Annotated in this window: 14 protein-coding genes and 1 tRNA gene; 10 read left to right on the top strand and 5 right to left on the bottom strand. The window is 64.8% G+C overall.

The features are described 5' to 3' along the window. Position 1: 1 nt before the first annotated feature. From H0P51_RS19450 to H0P51_RS19470, 5 genes are all read left to right on the top strand, one after another. Positions 2 to 1,120 carry an MCE family protein gene (locus H0P51_RS19450; protein ID WP_180919098.1) on the top strand — a complete coding sequence of 373 codons (1,119 nt, stop codon included), beginning with the start codon at positions 2 to 4 and terminating at the stop codon, positions 1,118 to 1,120. After that, positions 1,117 to 2,373 (top strand): MlaD family protein, encoded by a 1,257-nt coding sequence (locus H0P51_RS19455; protein ID WP_180914534.1) that lies wholly within the window; start codon positions 1,117 to 1,119, stop codon positions 2,371 to 2,373. The genes H0P51_RS19450 and H0P51_RS19455 overlap by 4 nt, the downstream gene beginning before the upstream one ends. Continuing rightward, entirely contained in the window at positions 2,370 to 3,620 is a 1,251-nt protein-coding gene (locus tag H0P51_RS19460; RefSeq protein ID WP_180914535.1) for an MlaD family protein, read from the top strand. The genes H0P51_RS19455 and H0P51_RS19460 overlap by 4 nt, the downstream gene beginning before the upstream one ends. 120 nt (positions 3,621 to 3,740) lie before the next feature. Then, positions 3,741 to 4,517: a tetratricopeptide repeat protein gene (locus H0P51_RS19465; RefSeq protein WP_425489078.1), complete on the top strand. Its 777-nt coding sequence runs from the start codon at positions 3,741 to 3,743 to the stop codon at positions 4,515 to 4,517. Between the two features lie 17 nt (positions 4,518 to 4,534). Beyond that, positions 4,535 to 5,308: a mannan-binding family protein gene (locus tag H0P51_RS19470; protein WP_180914536.1), complete on the top strand. Its 774-nt coding sequence runs from the start codon at positions 4,535 to 4,537 to the stop codon at positions 5,306 to 5,308. A gap of 4 nt (positions 5,309 to 5,312) precedes the next feature. Here the strand turns inward: H0P51_RS19470 and H0P51_RS19475 are convergent, their stop codons facing one another. Then, positions 5,313 to 6,512 carry a L,D-transpeptidase gene (locus H0P51_RS19475; protein ID WP_180914537.1) on the bottom strand — a complete coding sequence of 400 codons (1,200 nt, stop codon included), beginning with the start codon at positions 6,510 to 6,512 and terminating at the stop codon, positions 5,313 to 5,315. A gap of 208 nt (positions 6,513 to 6,720) precedes the next feature. Between H0P51_RS19475 and H0P51_RS19480 the strand changes: the two genes are divergently transcribed. After that, a tRNA-Lys gene (locus H0P51_RS19480) sits at positions 6,721 to 6,793 on the top strand. Between the two features lie 134 nt (positions 6,794 to 6,927). Beyond that, positions 6,928 to 8,238 (top strand): tetratricopeptide repeat protein, encoded by a 1,311-nt coding sequence (locus H0P51_RS19485; protein ID WP_180914538.1) that lies wholly within the window; start codon positions 6,928 to 6,930, stop codon positions 8,236 to 8,238. A gap of 54 nt (positions 8,239 to 8,292) precedes the next feature. Here the strand turns inward: H0P51_RS19485 and H0P51_RS19490 are convergent, their stop codons facing one another. Beyond that, positions 8,293 to 8,874: a TetR/AcrR family transcriptional regulator gene (locus H0P51_RS19490; protein ID WP_180914539.1), complete on the bottom strand. Its 582-nt coding sequence runs from the start codon at positions 8,872 to 8,874 to the stop codon at positions 8,293 to 8,295. A gap of 47 nt (positions 8,875 to 8,921) precedes the next feature. Between H0P51_RS19490 and H0P51_RS19495 the strand changes: the two genes are divergently transcribed. Continuing rightward, a complete protein-coding gene (locus H0P51_RS19495) occupies positions 8,922 to 9,818 on the top strand; it encodes a lysophospholipid acyltransferase family protein (RefSeq protein WP_180914540.1) in 897 nt (298 codons plus the stop codon). A gap of 188 nt (positions 9,819 to 10,006) precedes the next feature. Here H0P51_RS19495 and H0P51_RS19500 read toward each other — a convergent pair whose 3' ends face one another. From H0P51_RS19500 to H0P51_RS19510, 3 genes are read right to left on the bottom strand one after another with little or no spacing between them, the layout of a single operon-like run. Next, a complete protein-coding gene (locus H0P51_RS19500) occupies positions 10,007 to 10,819 on the bottom strand; it encodes an ABC transporter permease (RefSeq protein WP_425489079.1) in 813 nt (270 codons plus the stop codon). A 2-nt stretch (positions 10,820 to 10,821) separates the two neighbouring features. Beyond that, entirely contained in the window at positions 10,822 to 11,991 is a 1,170-nt protein-coding gene (locus H0P51_RS19505) for an ABC transporter substrate-binding protein (protein ID WP_180914542.1), read from the bottom strand. After that, a complete protein-coding gene (locus H0P51_RS19510) occupies positions 11,988 to 12,707 on the bottom strand; it encodes an ABC transporter ATP-binding protein (protein WP_180914543.1) in 720 nt (239 codons plus the stop codon). The genes H0P51_RS19505 and H0P51_RS19510 overlap by 4 nt, the downstream gene beginning before the upstream one ends. Before the next feature lie 394 nt (positions 12,708 to 13,101). Between H0P51_RS19510 and H0P51_RS19515 the strand changes: the two genes are divergently transcribed. Together H0P51_RS19515 and H0P51_RS19520 are read left to right on the top strand one after the other, a co-directional pair. Then, positions 13,102 to 14,841, top strand: coding sequence for a DUF3556 domain-containing protein (locus H0P51_RS19515; protein ID WP_180914544.1), 1,740 nt, complete (start codon positions 13,102 to 13,104; stop codon positions 14,839 to 14,841). Further along, positions 14,838 to 15,635, top strand: a complete 798-nt coding sequence (locus tag H0P51_RS19520) for an SDR family NAD(P)-dependent oxidoreductase (RefSeq protein ID WP_180914545.1) — start codon at positions 14,838 to 14,840, stop codon at positions 15,633 to 15,635. Before H0P51_RS19515 ends, H0P51_RS19520 begins: the two co-directional genes overlap by 4 nt.

Consider the following 15,635-nt stretch of genomic DNA (forward strand, 5'->3'; position numbering starts at 1 on the left):
TCTGCGAACCCGGTTTAGCGGCAAGGTGATCGCCGTCGCGGCAGTAGTGGCGTGCGCAGCCGCCGCGGTCGGCCTCGGCGGGTGGTACCTGAGCTCGCGTTCGCAACCAATGACGGTGACCGCCCAGTTCGACAGTGCCACCGGCTTGTACGAGGGCAATGTTGTTGCGGTACTTGGTATGCCAGTCGGTAAAGTCGTGAGGATAACCCCTAAGGGAGGTTACGTCGAAGTTCAGTTCACCGTCGATCGAAACGTCAAAGTGCCGGCCGACGCCCAAGCCGTCACCGTGTCGACCTCTATCCTTACCGACCGGCAGATTGAGCTGACACCGCCTTACCGTGGCGGCCCTGCGCTGCAGAACCATGACACCATCGGGCTGACCCGTACCAAGACGCCTGTCGAGTTCAGCCGAGTCCTGGCCGTTCTCAACAAGGTAACCAAATCGCTGGAGGGCGACGGCCACGGCAACGGTCCCGTTGGCGATGTGATCAACGCCGGTGCCGAAGTGGTCAGCGGCAACGGAGCGAAGATCAAGGCGGCGCTCGACGAATTGTCCAGGGCACTGCGACTGAGCAGCGACGGCGGCGCCCAAACTCGCCAGCAGATCACCACGATTGTCAAGAATCTCAGCTCGTTGTTCGACGCGGCCGCCAACAACGACACCAAGCTGCGCGAATTCGCCTCGACCATCCATCAGGTCAGCCAGATACTCGCCGACGAGGACCTCGGCACCGGCACCACCGGCAAGAAACTCGACCAATTGGTGCAACGTGCGGGCAACCTGCTCGACGCCAACCGCGACATCATCAAACAAGCGCTGCTCGGCGGCAACTCGCTGGCCAAGACGCTGGTCGACGAGCGTCGCGGTCTGGCCGAAACTTTGGATCTGGCTCCGATGTTGGCCGACAACGCCTATAACATGGTGGACCGGGAAAACGGCGCTGTGCGAGCGCATTTCCTCACTGACCGAATGATTTTCGACAGCCAGCTGACCAAAGAGGTCTGCAACCTGATGGGTCTTCGTCAACTCGGATGCAGCACCGGCACCATTCAGGATTTCGGGCCGGACTTTGGATTGACCTACGTGTTGGATGGCCTGGCGGCCATGGGTCAGCGATGACGGGCCGGCGCACAAGAACTGCCGCAGCGGTCGCCGCCGTTGCGATTGCTAGTTCCGCTTGTGCCACCAACGGCCTTGCCAGCCTTCCCCTTCCGGCTCCGGGCCTGGGATCGGGAGGATACATGCTCACCGCGGTGTTCTCCAACGCGCTCAACCTGCCGATGAACGCCAAGGTAAAACTTGCCGGGGCAGATGTGGGTCAGGTCGAGTCGATGGTGGCGCGAAACTATACGGCGGTCACCACCATTCGGATCCGCGACGGTGTCCTGCTACCCAAGGGCAGCACCGCCGAGCTGCGCACCGCGACTCCGCTGGGCGACGTGTTCGTGTCTGTACGGCCGCCGGCCGAAGTAGACGCCAACACACCGATGCTGAAGAACGGAGACACCATCGGCCTGGAGTCGACGGCAGCGGCTGCGACCGTCGAATCGGTGCTCAGTTCGGCCGCGATCCTGGTAAACGGCGGCGCGGTACGCAATTTCACCAACATCATCAACGGGTTCGGCCGCGCCACCGGGGACCAGGGCCACGCGTTCGGTCAACTGATCAGCAAGTCCAATCAACTGCTGCACACGATGGACGCCCGGTCGGGGCAAATCTCGCACGCCCTGACCGAATTGTCCCGGCTCAGCCAGCAACTCGACACCAAGAACCAGACCCTCACCGATCTGATGGCGGCGGCCAGCCCCGGCACCAATGCCCTGGCCGCCAACACTACCGAATTCTCCAATCTGCTCGTCCAGTTGGGTGACACCAGCCGGATGCTGTCGAGGTTCCCGTCGCTGGGTGGCACCGATACCAGCGGCCGCAGCGTGATTCAAGACCTCAACACCCTGGCCGGGGCGGCCAACGACGTCGCCGTGAGCCCCGACACCAGCTTGCTGACGCTAAACCGGATGATGCCCGCGCTCATCAAATCGACTGCGGGGAACGCAATCTCGGTGCACGTCGGCGTTGACCAACTGGTCCTGGGAGCGATCCCCGACATCGGCTTCCCCGGCGACAGAGGCCTGCACGGACCGACCAGGTTCACTTGGAACGAATTCGTGGGCTCCCTCAAGTACACCCTGTTCCGCCTGCAGGAACGGGTGGTTGGCCGCGGACCGGACTCGGTACAGGTACCAGTGATGCCGGACCCGAACGTCCCCGGCGGCATGATCATCGGATCGGCCCCCGGCGTACCACCACCGCCCGGCGCGAGCGCGCCGGCACCGGAACTACCGGGTCCACTGACACCGGGACCGCCGCCATGATCGAGTCGTTCGCCGGCACCATCGTCCGAATGGTACGGGCTGCGCACCGCCGACAAGTCTGGCTATCGGTGGCGGGCTTGGCACTCACCCTCATCGTCGCAACCACCTATCTGCTGGTCAGTGCGCTCCGCGTAAAGCCGTTCGCGTCGTCGTATCGGGTGGTCGTGCATCTGACGGAATCCGGTGGCCTGCTGCCCAATCAGGATGTCTCGCTGCGCGGCGTGCGCATCGGGCGTGTCGATTCGCTGCGCATCACCGACCGGGGTGTGGACGCGATCGCCAGTATCGACGACACCGTGAAGGTACCGGCATCGGCCGTGGCGCACGTCTCGGGGTTGTCGCCGGCCGGTGAGCAGTTCATCGACTTTCAGGCCGAGAACGATACCGGGCCCTATCTGCACGACGGCAGCTATATCTCTCTCGATCGCACCACTGTCCCGGTCAGCCTTGCGCAGTTGCTCGGTGACGCGGACGGGATGCTGGCCCAGGTCGATCCGCACAAGCTCGACGTGATCAAGAAGGAACTCAGCCTGAGCAAGGAAGGTCCCGCCAAGCTGACCGCCATCGTGGACGGCGGGACGTTCCTGCTCTCCACGCTCGATTCGGTGCTGCCGCAGACCACCAGCGTCCTGCGCACCAGCCGGGTGGTGCTGACGCTGGCGGCCGACAAAAACGCCGGACTGGCCGCGGCCACCGTCGACCTCAACCGCACGCTGGGCGGTATCGCCAGGATGCAGGGAGGGTATCGGCGGCTCGCCGACCAATCACCGCAATCACTTTCGACGATTGACGGCCTTTTCAGCGACAATTCCGACACCATGGTCCAGTTGCTGGGCAGCCTGGCCACCGCGTCTCAGCTGCTCTATCTGCGGGTGCCAGCGCTCAACGCATTGTTCCCGAGCTACCGCGGATCAGTGCTGGATGCGGTGGCCAGCTCCTTCCATGACCACGGCGTGTGGGCCACCGCAGAGCTTTATCCCCGCTACGCGTGCGACTACGGGACACCGAGTCATCCGCCTTCGGCCGCCGACTATTACGAGCCTTTCATGTACACCTACTGCCGCGACGATGACCCGGGGGTGGGGATCCGAGGTGCCAAGAACGCGCCGCGGCCGGGAGGCGACGACACCGCCGGCCCCCCACCGGGTGCCGACCTGGGACGGCGGACCGACCCAACACCGCGCGGCCGCTACACGATCCCAACGCCTTACGGCGGACCTACCCTGCCGATCGAACCGCCGCACTGAGCCCAGCGCAAGGAGATCAAGATGACTGCAACAACCGAGAAAGGCGTCGACATCAAGGGCGAAAAGCCGGATGCCGCAACCGGAGCCGCAGAACTCGACAACGCGGAGAAGCCGAGTGAGATGGACGAAAAAGGCGATGAAATCGACGAAACCGCAGGGGCCGAGGACGATGCCCGCGCCGAAGCAGCGAGCAAGTCAGGGGACGCCGATCCCGACGGCGAGTCGGGAGACGCCGATGCCGACACCGAGTCGCCGGACGCCGATGCCGACACCGAGGCCAAAGCCAGCGACATCAACGACGCGTGCGATGAAGACGACTCCGACGATGAAGAGTCCCAGGATGAAGGGGCCGACGAAGACGCCCCACTACTAGGCAAACGCGCCAAGAAGTCCGGCACGGCGTCACGGGTCAAGCGGCCCTGGCGCAGCTACCTGCGCCGCAGCATCATGCCGGGCTTACTCGTTGCATCTCTTGCGATTTCAGGGTTCCTCGGCTGGAAAGTGTGGCAGAACCACCAGATCCAGGTGGCAGGCCAGCAGGCCCAACAAGCCGCCATCAAATACGCCCAAGTGCTGACGAGCATCGACTCCAACAACGTCGACGAGAACTTTCGTCAGGTGCTCGATGGCGCCACTGGCGAGTTCAAGGACATGTATAGCCAATCCAGCGTGCAACTGCGGCAGTTGCTGATCGACAACAAAGCGACGGCACACGGAGTGGTGGTGGACTCGGCGATCGCCTCCGAGTCCACGAACAAGGTAGTGGTGCTGGTCTTCATCGATCAGACCGTGGCCAACATGGCGGTGCCCGACCCGCGCATCGACCGCAGCCGCATCAAGATGACGATGGAAAAGGTCGACGGTCGCTGGCGGGCAGCCAAAATTCAACTGCTCTAAGCGAATCGGAGCCACCGGTGATCAGAAGAATTCTCGCGACACTGCTCTTGACAGCCGTCACGGCACTATCGGGCGGTCCACACGTGGCCACCGCGCAAGCATCGGCCGAATCGTTCTGCGGTGAACTCGGCGGCGGCTGGGACGGCCAGTACTGCCACACCGCGGTGACCTCGGAGCGCAACGCCGTGCGCGACATCAAGGTCGCCGTGCCCGTCGACCTCGTCGACAACCCAACGGCGGGTCCGGTGATTCGCGACTACCTGCGCACACTCGTCGGCAACTGGCGAAAAGCCAACTCCCTGATGGCCGCTGACAGTTACGGCGAAGAGAACTACCAGGTCTTCCAGCACGGCAACCTGCTCAGTGCCGTTTTCCACGAGGACTACCACGCCGACGGGCCCAAGCCGAACAACGCATACCGCACCTTCACCTTCGACATGGCCGGCGGTCGGCGCGTGCAATTGGCGGACCTGACTAACGGACCCCTCGCCGCCATCGCGGGGCCGGCTCAACCGTTCATCGAAACCGCACTCAATCAAGCTGCGCCACCGCATGATCCGGGCACCTATCCGTTTTCGGTGGACCGGTGGACACCGGACAAGGTCTACTCCGGCGCATATCGGGCGTGGGCGCTGACGCCGGACGAGTTGATCATCTACATGCCCGACTACCCGGTCGGACACGACGAGCCGATCGACTTCTCGCCAGGACTGCCGCAGTGGTACATGGACGGCGGCACCGTCGAAGCGCACATCCCGCTATCGGCGCTGGGTTCGGTGCTTCGGGTATAGCGGGTTAGGTGTTGGCGTTACCCGCGCGCCACTGGTCCCAGGGAATGTTCCAGTCGCCGAGTCCCTCGGTTCCCGGCAAGATGCCCCCCACGGTGTTCAAGACCTCGACGATGTCGCCCCGCTTGACATGGTCGTAGAACCACTGCGCGTTGCTCGGGCTCACGTTCAGGCAGCCGTGACTGGTATTGGAGTGGCCCTGCGCGCCCACCGACCACGGTGCAGAGTGCACGAAGATACCGCTGTAAGAGATTTGGGTGGCCCAGTCGACGTCGGTGCGATATCCGTTGGGCGAGTTGACCGGTACCCCGTAGGTCGACGAATCCATGATGATGTGCTTGAACCGGGCGCCGACGGTGTAGATCCCGTTGTTGGTGGGAGTGCTGTCCTTGCCCATCGACGTCGGCATGGTCTTCACCACTTCGCCGTTGATGCGCACCGTCACCATCTTGGTGCTGTCGTCGGCGGTCGCGATCAACTCATCGCCGATGGTGAAGTGCATCTTGACGTTGTCCTCGCCGAACATGCCTTCACCCAGATTGACGCCGTAGGTGTTCACCGCCACGTCGACGGTGGTGCCGGGCTTCCAGAAATGCTCTGGGCGCCAACGCACTTCGCGCCGATTCAGCCAGTAGAACGCGCCCTCAACAGGTGGGTTGGTGGTGATCTTGATGGCTTTCTCAGCGGCCACGCGGTCGGCAATATTCTCGTCGAACCGAATCGCCACTGGTTGGCCCACGCCCACCACTTCGCCGTCACTGGGGACGACATAAGGCATGGTCAGGTGCGCCGGAGAGCTGGTCTGAAAGGTCATCTGGCGGTCCGCGGCTCCACCGAGCCCCGTCGCCTTCGCGTTCAGCGTGTACCGGCGGTTGTAGCCCAACTGTTCGGCGGTCTGCCAGTGCAGCCCGTCCGGGGTGAGTTGACCCGCAATCTGCCGGCCGTTGTCGTTTACCAGGGTGACCGACGCGAGCACTCCGTCGGCGACGCTGACGGTCACCGGCGCATCCACGGTGACACCCACGGCGCCGTCGACGACCGAGGCAGTGAGCTTGGGCACCAACAGATCGGCGTACGGGGTGCCCTTGTTCTCGATCACCTTGGCCGCAACCGGCGAGCTTGGCGCGTTGCCGCAACTGACACCAAACACAGCAACCAGGACCATAGCCACAACCAGCCACGATCGACGTCTGCGCAAAGGCGCCATCAAGTGACCTTCCAAGTTCTGTTGCTGATTCTTGGTCACCGCTGACCGTGATTGTTTCCGTTATTGTAGTGCCTCGCAGGCCCCGGACGCGGACGTGCGACCGTATTGGATTGGCCAGGTTCTGCGCAAGTTATTTTGGGTGGGACCGCGGATTTCCCTCCGCGCCGTGAAGCCTGTTATTGTCGAGAGCCGGTCTGAGGCCGAGCACGCGCCGTTAGCTCAGTTGGTAGAGCAGCTGACTCTTAATCAGCGGGTCCGGGGTTCGAAACCCTGACGGCGCACTGGTCAGTGCAGCGCATGAGATTTCGGTATCCACTGCCCGCCGCCGACTTTTCCGGGCGGTCGAGGCACCGTCGCGACGTCCTGCAAGTCTTTGCCGCAACCCTCATTCGCAGTGCGGGGAATACTGTTTGTCGTGACCCCAGAGCGCGACCACCCCGAGCACGTTCAGGACTCGGCAGCGAGCGCAGCATTTCAACTTGGACTGCGGCTATCCACCGAGGGCGACATCGAGGCCGCCCTAACGGCTTATCAGCAGGCCATCGATTCCGGCCACCCGCACTGGGCGTCGGCGGCCGCCTTCAGTATCGGCTTCCTGCGGGCCGAGCAGGGTGATTCGGAGGCAGCGGTTCGCGCCTATCGGCTGGCGGTCGACTCGGAGCACCCCGAGCACGCCCCGATGGCGGCGCTGAACCTCGGCAATCTGCTCGCCGAGCAGGGTGACACCGACGGCGCGGTAGCCGCCTATCGGGTGGCCATCGAATCGGGACACGAGGAATCAATTCGGATCGCACTGCTGCAACTAGGTGGGCTACGAGCGCGGCGCGGCGATGCCGCCGGAGCCGAGGTGGCTTATCGAATCGCAGTAGCCTCCGGGCACCCCGACGTCCTACCTACCGCCGCGTTCAATCTGGCGTTGACCAGAGAAGCCCTGGGCGATGTCTCAGGCGCCGTGGAGGCTTACGAGATCGTCATCGCCGCCAATCACCCGCAGCTTGCGCCGATGGCTGTCTTCAACCTGGCGTTATTGCAGGACAAGAAGGGCGATCTCGCCCAAGCGGCCGCGGGATACCAGGCTGCGATCGATTCGGGCACCCCCGAACACATGCCAAAGGCGGCGGTCAACCTCGGATTGCTGCGGGAAAAGCTCGGCGATTTCAGCGGTGCGAGCGACGCTTATCGGCTCGCACTGGACAGCGAGGACGTGGATGTGGCACCGGTGGCCGCCATCAGCATGGCGAAGCTGCGCGAGAAGGAGGGCGACGCCGCACAGGCGGCGGCCCTGTACCAGGCGGCGATCGATTCCGGTCACCCCGAGCATGTCCCGGAGGCGGCCAATGCCCTCGGGATGCTGCGGGCCGGGCAGGACGATCCCGACGGCGCCGCCGCCGCCTATCAGATCGCGCTCGACTCCGGACATCCCGACCACGCGCCCGCCGCGGCACTGCGATTCGGGATTCTGTGGGCCGGACAGGGCGAGGTGGCGCGTGCCGCGGCCGCGTTTCAAGTGGCAGTCGACTCGCAAAGTACCGAGGCGTCGTCCGCCGCAGCGTTCGGCCTGGGCACCCTGCGCGCCGAGCACGGCGACACTGCCGCGGCGCGGACGGCGCTGCGGCGCGCGGTCGAGTCGGGCCACCCGGTCTGGGGTCTACGAGCCCAGGAGCGATTACAGACGCTTACGCCAGAACCACGCCGCCGTTCAATCTTCCGCTTTCGCCGTGACTGAATTTCCTTGCCCGCGAACCTAATCTGACTGACCCGCCAGCGCGGAATTGGAGCTCTACGCTGACGGGGTCGATGGGGCGATAATCCGCCGGGCGGCCTCGACCACGTCCGCGCGACGCCGGGCGACAACCTCGGAATCGGTCGTCCGTGCATCCGGATGCGGCGACAGCGCCCAGGACAGCCCTACCCCGAACAACAACACCAGTAACTCCATGGGCTGCCAGCACGGATCGACCCAGCCGCTGGCCTGTGCCTGCTCGATGGCGCGAATGTCGCGGGCCGGCACCGAATCCCATTCGTCGGCCGGCGGTGGGTCCAACGCCAGGCCCTCCAGATTGGCCCAGGTGATCATCCGCAGGTGCTCGGGACGCTGGCGGGCCAGGTCATAGATGCCACCGACGAACTCCGGAACCGCGTCGGGGCACAGGCTGACGGCGTCGAAGAACTCCGCGCTATCGGCAGCCACCACACTGCGGAAAAGCGATTCCTTGTCGCCGAAGTGCGCGTAGAGCCGCTCCTTGCTCGCGTTCGCGGCACGCGCGATTCGGTCGATCCGGGCGCCGGCTAGCCCGTAGCTGGCGAACTCGGAGCGCGCGGCAGCAAGGATGGTGTCGCGGAGTTCATCGGTGCTGCGCACATCACCAACTTAGCAGACGAACTAGTTCGTTCGGTACTGTGGTCGGTATGGCTCCATTCCCAGCTCCACGACGCAACGACATTGCCACCAAACCAATCGATATCCACGCCGTCATGAACCACCCACCGCGGGTTGAGAGACTACGGACCGCACTGGACAAGCTGCAGGACAGCATCTCCCCGCTGATCGACCTCTACCGCCCCTTCGTCGATGGGTTGGATACGCTGCCGGCCGACGGACGATTCCTGTTGGTGGGCAACCACACTCAGTTCTTGGGCGGCGAAGTCCTCTTGGTTCCGCACTTCGTGCGCCGCGCGATCGGTACCCGGGTCCGACCACTCGCCGACCGCCGTTTCGCCCAGCGACCCGGGTTTGGCCACGACGTGATGACTGCCTACGGTGGTGTCATCGGCGATCCCGAGACAGCACGAGAACTGATGCGGCACAACGAAACCATCCTCGTGTTCCCCGGCGGTGGCCGCGAGATCGCGAAGTTCAAGGGCGAGGAATACCAGCTAAGATGGGGCGCCCGCGCCGGGTTTGCGCGTCTGGCGGTGGAGCACGACTACCCGATCGTTCCGGTCGGACTGGTCGGCGGAGACGACGTGTACAAGAGCATGGTCACCCGCGACAGCTTGCTGGGCCGGCTCAGCAGGGCTTTGAGCACCCGGATGTCGGGTGACGCCGACATGGCGATGCCATTGATGCGCGGCGTTGGGCCCACCTTCATCCCGCGCCCCCAGCGGATGTACCTGCGCTTCGGTCGACCGATCGCCACCAGCACGCCCGAGGGCGTGTCGAACGAGTACTGGGTGGCCTCCCTACGGGAGCAGACTCGCGAAGCGCTCGAAGCGATCCTGGCCGACCTGCTTACTATCCGCGCCAAAGACCCTTTCCGCGAGCTCAATCCGCTGGCTTGGTCCAGCGCGATCGGCGAGAGGTGAACCGCGGCAGCGATGCATCGCTTAACGCCTGCCGCGACCGGCGCTCACAATGGCCATCAGCTCCTGACGAGACTTGCGGCGGTTGCGAATCGGTCGGCTAGGGTGAGATCCAGCACCGTCATCGCATGCCGTGCCGATTCCATGGTCAATCCTCGGCGTGGCGCCGATGGTGTGCGCGGCCTGCGCCCTCAACTCTGCCGGTCGGTGCGCGACCCGGACAGCAACCGGCGCGCCGCGAGGTCCAGAACGTATCCGATCGAACCGATTACCACGATCACCGCCACCACCTGACCGTAAGCCAGTTGGTCCCGGGCATTGAGAATCTGGTAGCCCAGACCCGAACGCACACCAAGCATTTCCGCGGGCACCAGCACCACCCAAGCGATGCCCAACGCGACGCGCAGTCCGGTCTGCAGGTGCCCACGGATCGCTGGCAGCACTACGACCTGGAGTTGTTCGGCCCGGGTGGCGCCGAGCGATCGAGCCACCTGGAAGTAGCCCGGGTCGATGGCATGCACACCGGCAGCGGTGTTGATCAGGATCGGCCACACCGATGCCGCGGCAATCAGGAAGATCACCGGCTCATTGCCGATTCCGAAGAGCGCTACCGATATCGGGGCCCAGGACAGCGGCGAGATCATCCGCAAGAACTGCACGACGGGACGAGAGGCGCGATCGGCGGTGTCGTTGAGTCCGATCAGCAATCCAACGGGGATGCCGATTACCCCGCCCACCAACAACCCGATCAGCAGCCGCCACAGGCTGACTCCGGTATCGGCCAGCAGCACGCCGCGCTTGAACAGGTCGACCAGGGACCGGATCACGCGGTCCGGTGTGGTCTCGCGAAGCAGAGACTGCGGCGGAGCCAGCACCGCCGTCGCTAGCCACCACAGCGCGACCGCCGCCGCAATGGCGAGCACGGGTGGCCACCAGCGCCGCACCAACGCACCGGCAGAGGAGTCCTCGGACGCGGAGGGAGTCGGGGTGGTCGGAGTATCCAGGGTCATCGCGGCTGCACCTGTTCGGTTCGGGTGAAATCGGAAGGGATACCGAAAGATTCGACTCCACCGTGGGCGGCCAGCGCGGCCCGAACGAAGGTGTCGTCGACCAATTCGGTATGCACGGTCCCAGGATCCAACCGATCCAGGAAGGCCCGGTCGCCATCGACAACCGTGTCGTGCATGGCCTCCACGAGGCGGCGGGTGAAGCTCGGAAACGGAAAAGGCTGATAGCCGAGCCGTTGTGGCTGCCAGTCCGGGTGGGCGATCCGGTACTCCTGCGGCCGGTAGGTCAGGGCGGTCTTGATCGCCGGCAGCGGTTGCGGAAGGTACGCCCCTGCCGAGAGCGCGGCCGCGGCCGCGGGCCGGTCGGTGTTGATGCGTTGTTGGGCGCCGATGATGGAATCGACGAGTGACGCGGCCGCCTGCGGGCGGTGCTGGATCAGGTCGTCATGGGCCAGCACTACGCAGCAGGCATGATCGCGCCACACGTCGCCAAGAAACGTATGGATGCGGCCGATCCTACGCACCTGCGCCATGGCGTTGAACGGATCCGCCACCACATAGCCGCTGATCGACCGGTTAGCCAGCGCCGGCACCATGTCCGAGGGGCTCATCACGATCAGTTCTACGGTGCGTGAGCTCCGCGAGGCACTGCGACGCACCACCGGCACCAGGTCATGGGCGCGCAGCAGCTGCTGCAGGATGATGTTGTGGATCGACCACCAAAACGGTATCGCCACTTGTGTTCCGGCGAGTTGCCCGAGGTCGGTGATGTGGGGTGCGACAGTGAGGGCCGATCCGTTCGTATGGTTCCAGGTCAGCACCTTCACCGGACGGCGCAGCAGGAAACGCAGTTGGATCGCGGTCGGCATCAGCATGTGCACCGCATCGACCTGGCGGGTGACGAATGCTTCGGCCAGCGACGCCCAGCTGCGGAACAGCACTGGCTTGGCGGCACTCACCACGCCCGGTTGATACAGACCGGCGGCGTGCGCGATTAGCAGCGGTGCCGCGTCGGTGATGGGAAGATATCCGATCCTCAACTGCCCGGTGGTGTTCGTGCGGTCGAGCGCGGCGGCGTGGGCGAGATCGGCGATCCCGGCCACCCCTCCTGCCGCGGCCAGAGTCGCCGCGCCCGTCAACAACGATCGCCGCGAAAGCACGCTAGTCATCGTTCGACCAGGCGGTACTGGTCGAGGATCTCCTGACGCAGCGCGTCCTTGCCCGGTCGCCACTCCCGGCGGATGCGTCCGTCGGGTCCGAGCAGCACCACCCGGCTGGCCAGCAGCAGGGCCTCGTCCACGTCGTGGGTGACCAGGACGACGGTGATATTGAGTTCGGCCGCCAGGCTGTCCAGCCAGGCCTGCAGGTCGGCACGGATAGCGGGGTCCAGGGCGCTGAACGGCTCGTCGAGCAACAGCAGTCGGGGCCTGGTCGCGACCGCGCGGATGATCGCGACGCGCTGCGCCTGGCCACCGGAGAGCTGGTCGGGGTAGCGGTTGGCGACCCGTTCGAGGTCGAACCGGCGAAGCAGCTCCTCGGCGTACTCCCGCTGGAACGCCTTCTGAGCGGCAAAACGCCCGGCGAGCAGCACATTCTCACGGACGGTCAGCCACGGCAGCAGCAGCGCCTGCTGGAAAACCACGCCGGTATGAGGCCGCCTTGAGGCGCTGCCGCCGTGGGCGGCCTCGGCCCATTCAACGGTGCCGGACGTGAGTTGCTCGAGCCCGGCGATCACCCGCAGCAGGGTCGACTTGCCACTTCCGCTTCGTCCGAGGATCGCCAGGAACTCCCCATCGTCGATGGCCAGGTCGATATCGGCCAGCGCAAGACTGTCGGCGTCAAAGCGCTTGTGGCCACCGACTATTCGCACCGTGGCAGCTCCCACGTCACTTTCCTTTCCGGGGCCCGTCCCGGGCTCTTCCGGGGGCCCGATCCTCGGGCACGGCACAGGCAGCACCGTGCCAGCGGGGCCGCCGATTGTCCATGCGTGCGGAGGCGACCACAACGCCCGAATCCCGATCGGCCATCCAGCTGCCACACCTTTGGCTACGGACCCGATAGTGATGGAATATGTTTTTGGGCAAGGCTTTTAGGCCCGCCGGAATCCCGCCCGCCCCTGCCCGCCCACGACGACGTCCACGCCGACCAGACCAATGGGATCGTGCTGATCGCAACAACCGTCCGATCCGGCCGGGAAATGTCCCGCTGAGTTGGCCACGGACCTGTCGCCTCCGCGTCGTAGCAGGTACTTTTTCCTGGCAGCCGTCGAAGGAGCCGCAATGGGATTCATCCAGCCCAACCTGCCCGTCGTCGACATCCCTGAGTGGAGCAAGGGCACTCGCTCCGAACGGGTGGTACCGATGCAGCGACACATCGCCGAGAACGGCTTCGGAACTCCGCTCATCATGCCGGTGATGTACTTCATGAAGATCGTGCTCTATATCCTGGGCGCCTGGGCGCTCGCCTGGTCGACGCCGGGTATCGGCAACTTCACCCACGTGACCGCATGGTGGACCGAGCCGATCGTGTTTCAGAAAGCCGTGCTGTACACGATGCTGTTCGAGGTCGTCGGCCTGGGCTGCTGCTTCGGGCCGATGGCCGGGCGCTACTTCCCGCCGATGGGTTCGATCCTGTACTGGCTGCGACCCGGAACCATCCGGCTGCCCCCTTGGCCGAACCGAATCCCCCTGACCAAGGGCAGCGACCGGACCCTGCTGGAGGTGGTGCTCTACGCCACCTTGCTGGTACTGCTCCTCGTTGCCCTGCTCTCCGGAGGCACCGGGCCAATCCCCGCCCTGGACAGCGCAATTGGCGTACTGCCGAAGTGGCAGCCGGTCGCGATTCTAACCGTGCTGGCCCTGCTCGGCGTGCGCGACAAGATCATTTTTCTGGCCGCCCGCGGCGAGGTGTACGCGCCGCTGACCCTAGCGTTCCTTTTCGCCGGGAACGACATCGTCGTGGGCGCCAAGGTGGTGTTCATGGTGATCTGGCTGGGCGCGGCAACGTCGAAACTCAACAAGCACTTCCCGTTTGTGATCTCGACAATGCTGGCCAACAACCCGTTCATTCCTGCAGGTGTCCTGAAACGATCGTTGTTCCGGCGTTACCCAGATGATCTGCGGCCCAGCGCATTGTCGGGCTTCATCGCGCACTTCTCCACCGCGGTCGAAGGATTGGTGCCGCTGGTGTTGCTGTTCTCCCACGGCGGCTGGCCGACCGCAATCGCGGCGTTCGTGATGATCGTGTTCCACCTCAACATCCTGTTGGCATTCCCGATGGGTGTCCCGCTGGAGTGGAACGTGTTCATGATCTTCGGGGTGCTGTGGCTGTTCGTCGCACACGCGCATGTTGGTCTGTTCGACGCCACCAACCCATGGCCCATCGCGATTCTGTTCGCTGTGGTGGCGGGGACCGTCGTGATCGGAAACCTCTTCCCGCGCAAGGTTTCCTTTCTACCTGGCATGAGGTACTACGCCGGCAACTGGGACACCACGGTGTGGTGCGTGAAACCGTCGGCGGACGAGAAAATCCGGATCGGCTCCAAGGCACTCGGTCCGATGCAGCATCTGCAGCTGGAGCGGTTGTACAAGAGCAAAGAGGATGCCCTGATCCCTATCCATCTGGCCTATGCATTCCGCGGGATGAACACCCACGGCCGCGCGCTGTTCACCCTGGTTCACCGCGCGGTGGCCGGTTCCGACGAGAACGATTACAACCTGTGTGAGGGCGAGGTGCTCTGCGCGATGGTGCTCGGGTGGAACTTCGGCGACGGCCACCTGCACAACGAGTGCCTCATCGAGGCGCTGCAGCAACGTTGCGGGTTTGAACCGGGTGAGGTGCGGGTGGTGATCCTCGACTCCCAACCGATCCAGACCCAGCGCCAGGAGTACCGCCTCGTCGACGCCGCGACCGGCGAATTCGAACGCGGCTACGTCGAGGTCGCCGACATGGCCGAGGCGCAGCCCTGGGCCGACGACATCCCGATCCACGTCACCAGCGCCACGGGACTGCACGCATGACCAGAACCTCGGTCGCACTGGTCACCGGGGCCTCGACCGGCCTGGGACGCGAACTGGCGGCGCTGTTCGCCGCCGACAGCATCGATCTGGTCGTGGTGTCCAGCGAGCGCAGCACCACCGAGCTGGCCGCCTTAGCCCAGGAATTGCGTTCGCGCCACGGGGTCCGCGTCCACCCGATCACCATGAATCTGTCGGCGCCGGGCGCCGGGGCCGACCTCGTCGCCCGCGTCGACGAACTCGGCGTCGAGGTCGAGTACCTGGTTAACAACGCCGGGGTGGGGATCCTCGGACTCAAGATCCAGGAGTGCGACCCGGTTGCGGTGTCGAAGATGGTGCAGCTGAATGTGGTCACACTGACCGACCTGACGACGAGGTATGCCGCCCGGATGGTGAAGGCCGGGCATGGCGCGATCCTGAACATCAGCTCGATCGCCGCGTATGTAATTCCGCATGGATTGGAGGCCGGCTACGCGGCCAGCAAGGCCTACGTTCGCAGCTTCTCCGAGGCGGTGGCTTCTGACCTGCGCGGTACCGGCGTCACCTGCACGCACCTGGCCCCAGGACCGACCAGCACCGAATTCGGGCGGACCGCCGGGGTGGGCGACTGGTCGCGGCTGGACCGCTTCATCATGGACGCCGCCCCGGTGGCCAAGGCCGGTTATGACGCAATGCGGTCGGGCAAGGTCACGGTGATGCCCGGCCTGGGTAACAAGGTAATGCGGGTGGCGGCGCCACTGTCACCGTCGCGGCGGATGAAAGCCCTGATCTCCGGCTATTTCGTGGCGCGGCACTAA

The sequence above is a fragment of the Mycobacterium vicinigordonae genome, assembly GCF_013466425.1.
In the GTDB taxonomy this organism is placed as follows: domain Bacteria; phylum Actinomycetota; class Actinomycetes; order Mycobacteriales; family Mycobacteriaceae; genus Mycobacterium; species Mycobacterium vicinigordonae.

Bases quoted from the DNA above. Each gene is read 5' to 3' on its own strand.
- H0P51_RS19455 (WP_180914534.1), top strand. From the start codon at position 1,117: ATGACGGGCCGGCGCACAAGAACTGCCGCAGCGGTCGCCGCCGTTGCG.
- H0P51_RS19460 (WP_180914535.1), top strand. From the start codon at position 2,370: ATGATCGAGTCGTTCGCCGGCACCATCGTCCGAATGGTACGGGCTGCG.
- H0P51_RS19465 (WP_425489078.1), top strand. From the start codon at position 3,741: ATGGACGAAAAAGGCGATGAAATCGACGAAACCGCAGGGGCCGAGGAC.
- H0P51_RS19475 (WP_180914537.1), bottom strand. From the start codon at position 6,512: ATGGCGCCTTTGCGCAGACGTCGATCGTGGCTGGTTGTGGCTATGGTC.
- H0P51_RS19495 (WP_180914540.1), top strand. From the start codon at position 8,922: ATGGCTCCATTCCCAGCTCCACGACGCAACGACATTGCCACCAAACCA.
- H0P51_RS19505 (WP_180914542.1), bottom strand. From the start codon at position 11,991: ATGACTAGCGTGCTTTCGCGGCGATCGTTGTTGACGGGCGCGGCGACT.
- H0P51_RS19515 (WP_180914544.1), top strand. From the start codon at position 13,102: ATGGGATTCATCCAGCCCAACCTGCCCGTCGTCGACATCCCTGAGTGG.
- H0P51_RS19520 (WP_180914545.1), top strand. From the start codon at position 14,838: ATGACCAGAACCTCGGTCGCACTGGTCACCGGGGCCTCGACCGGCCTG.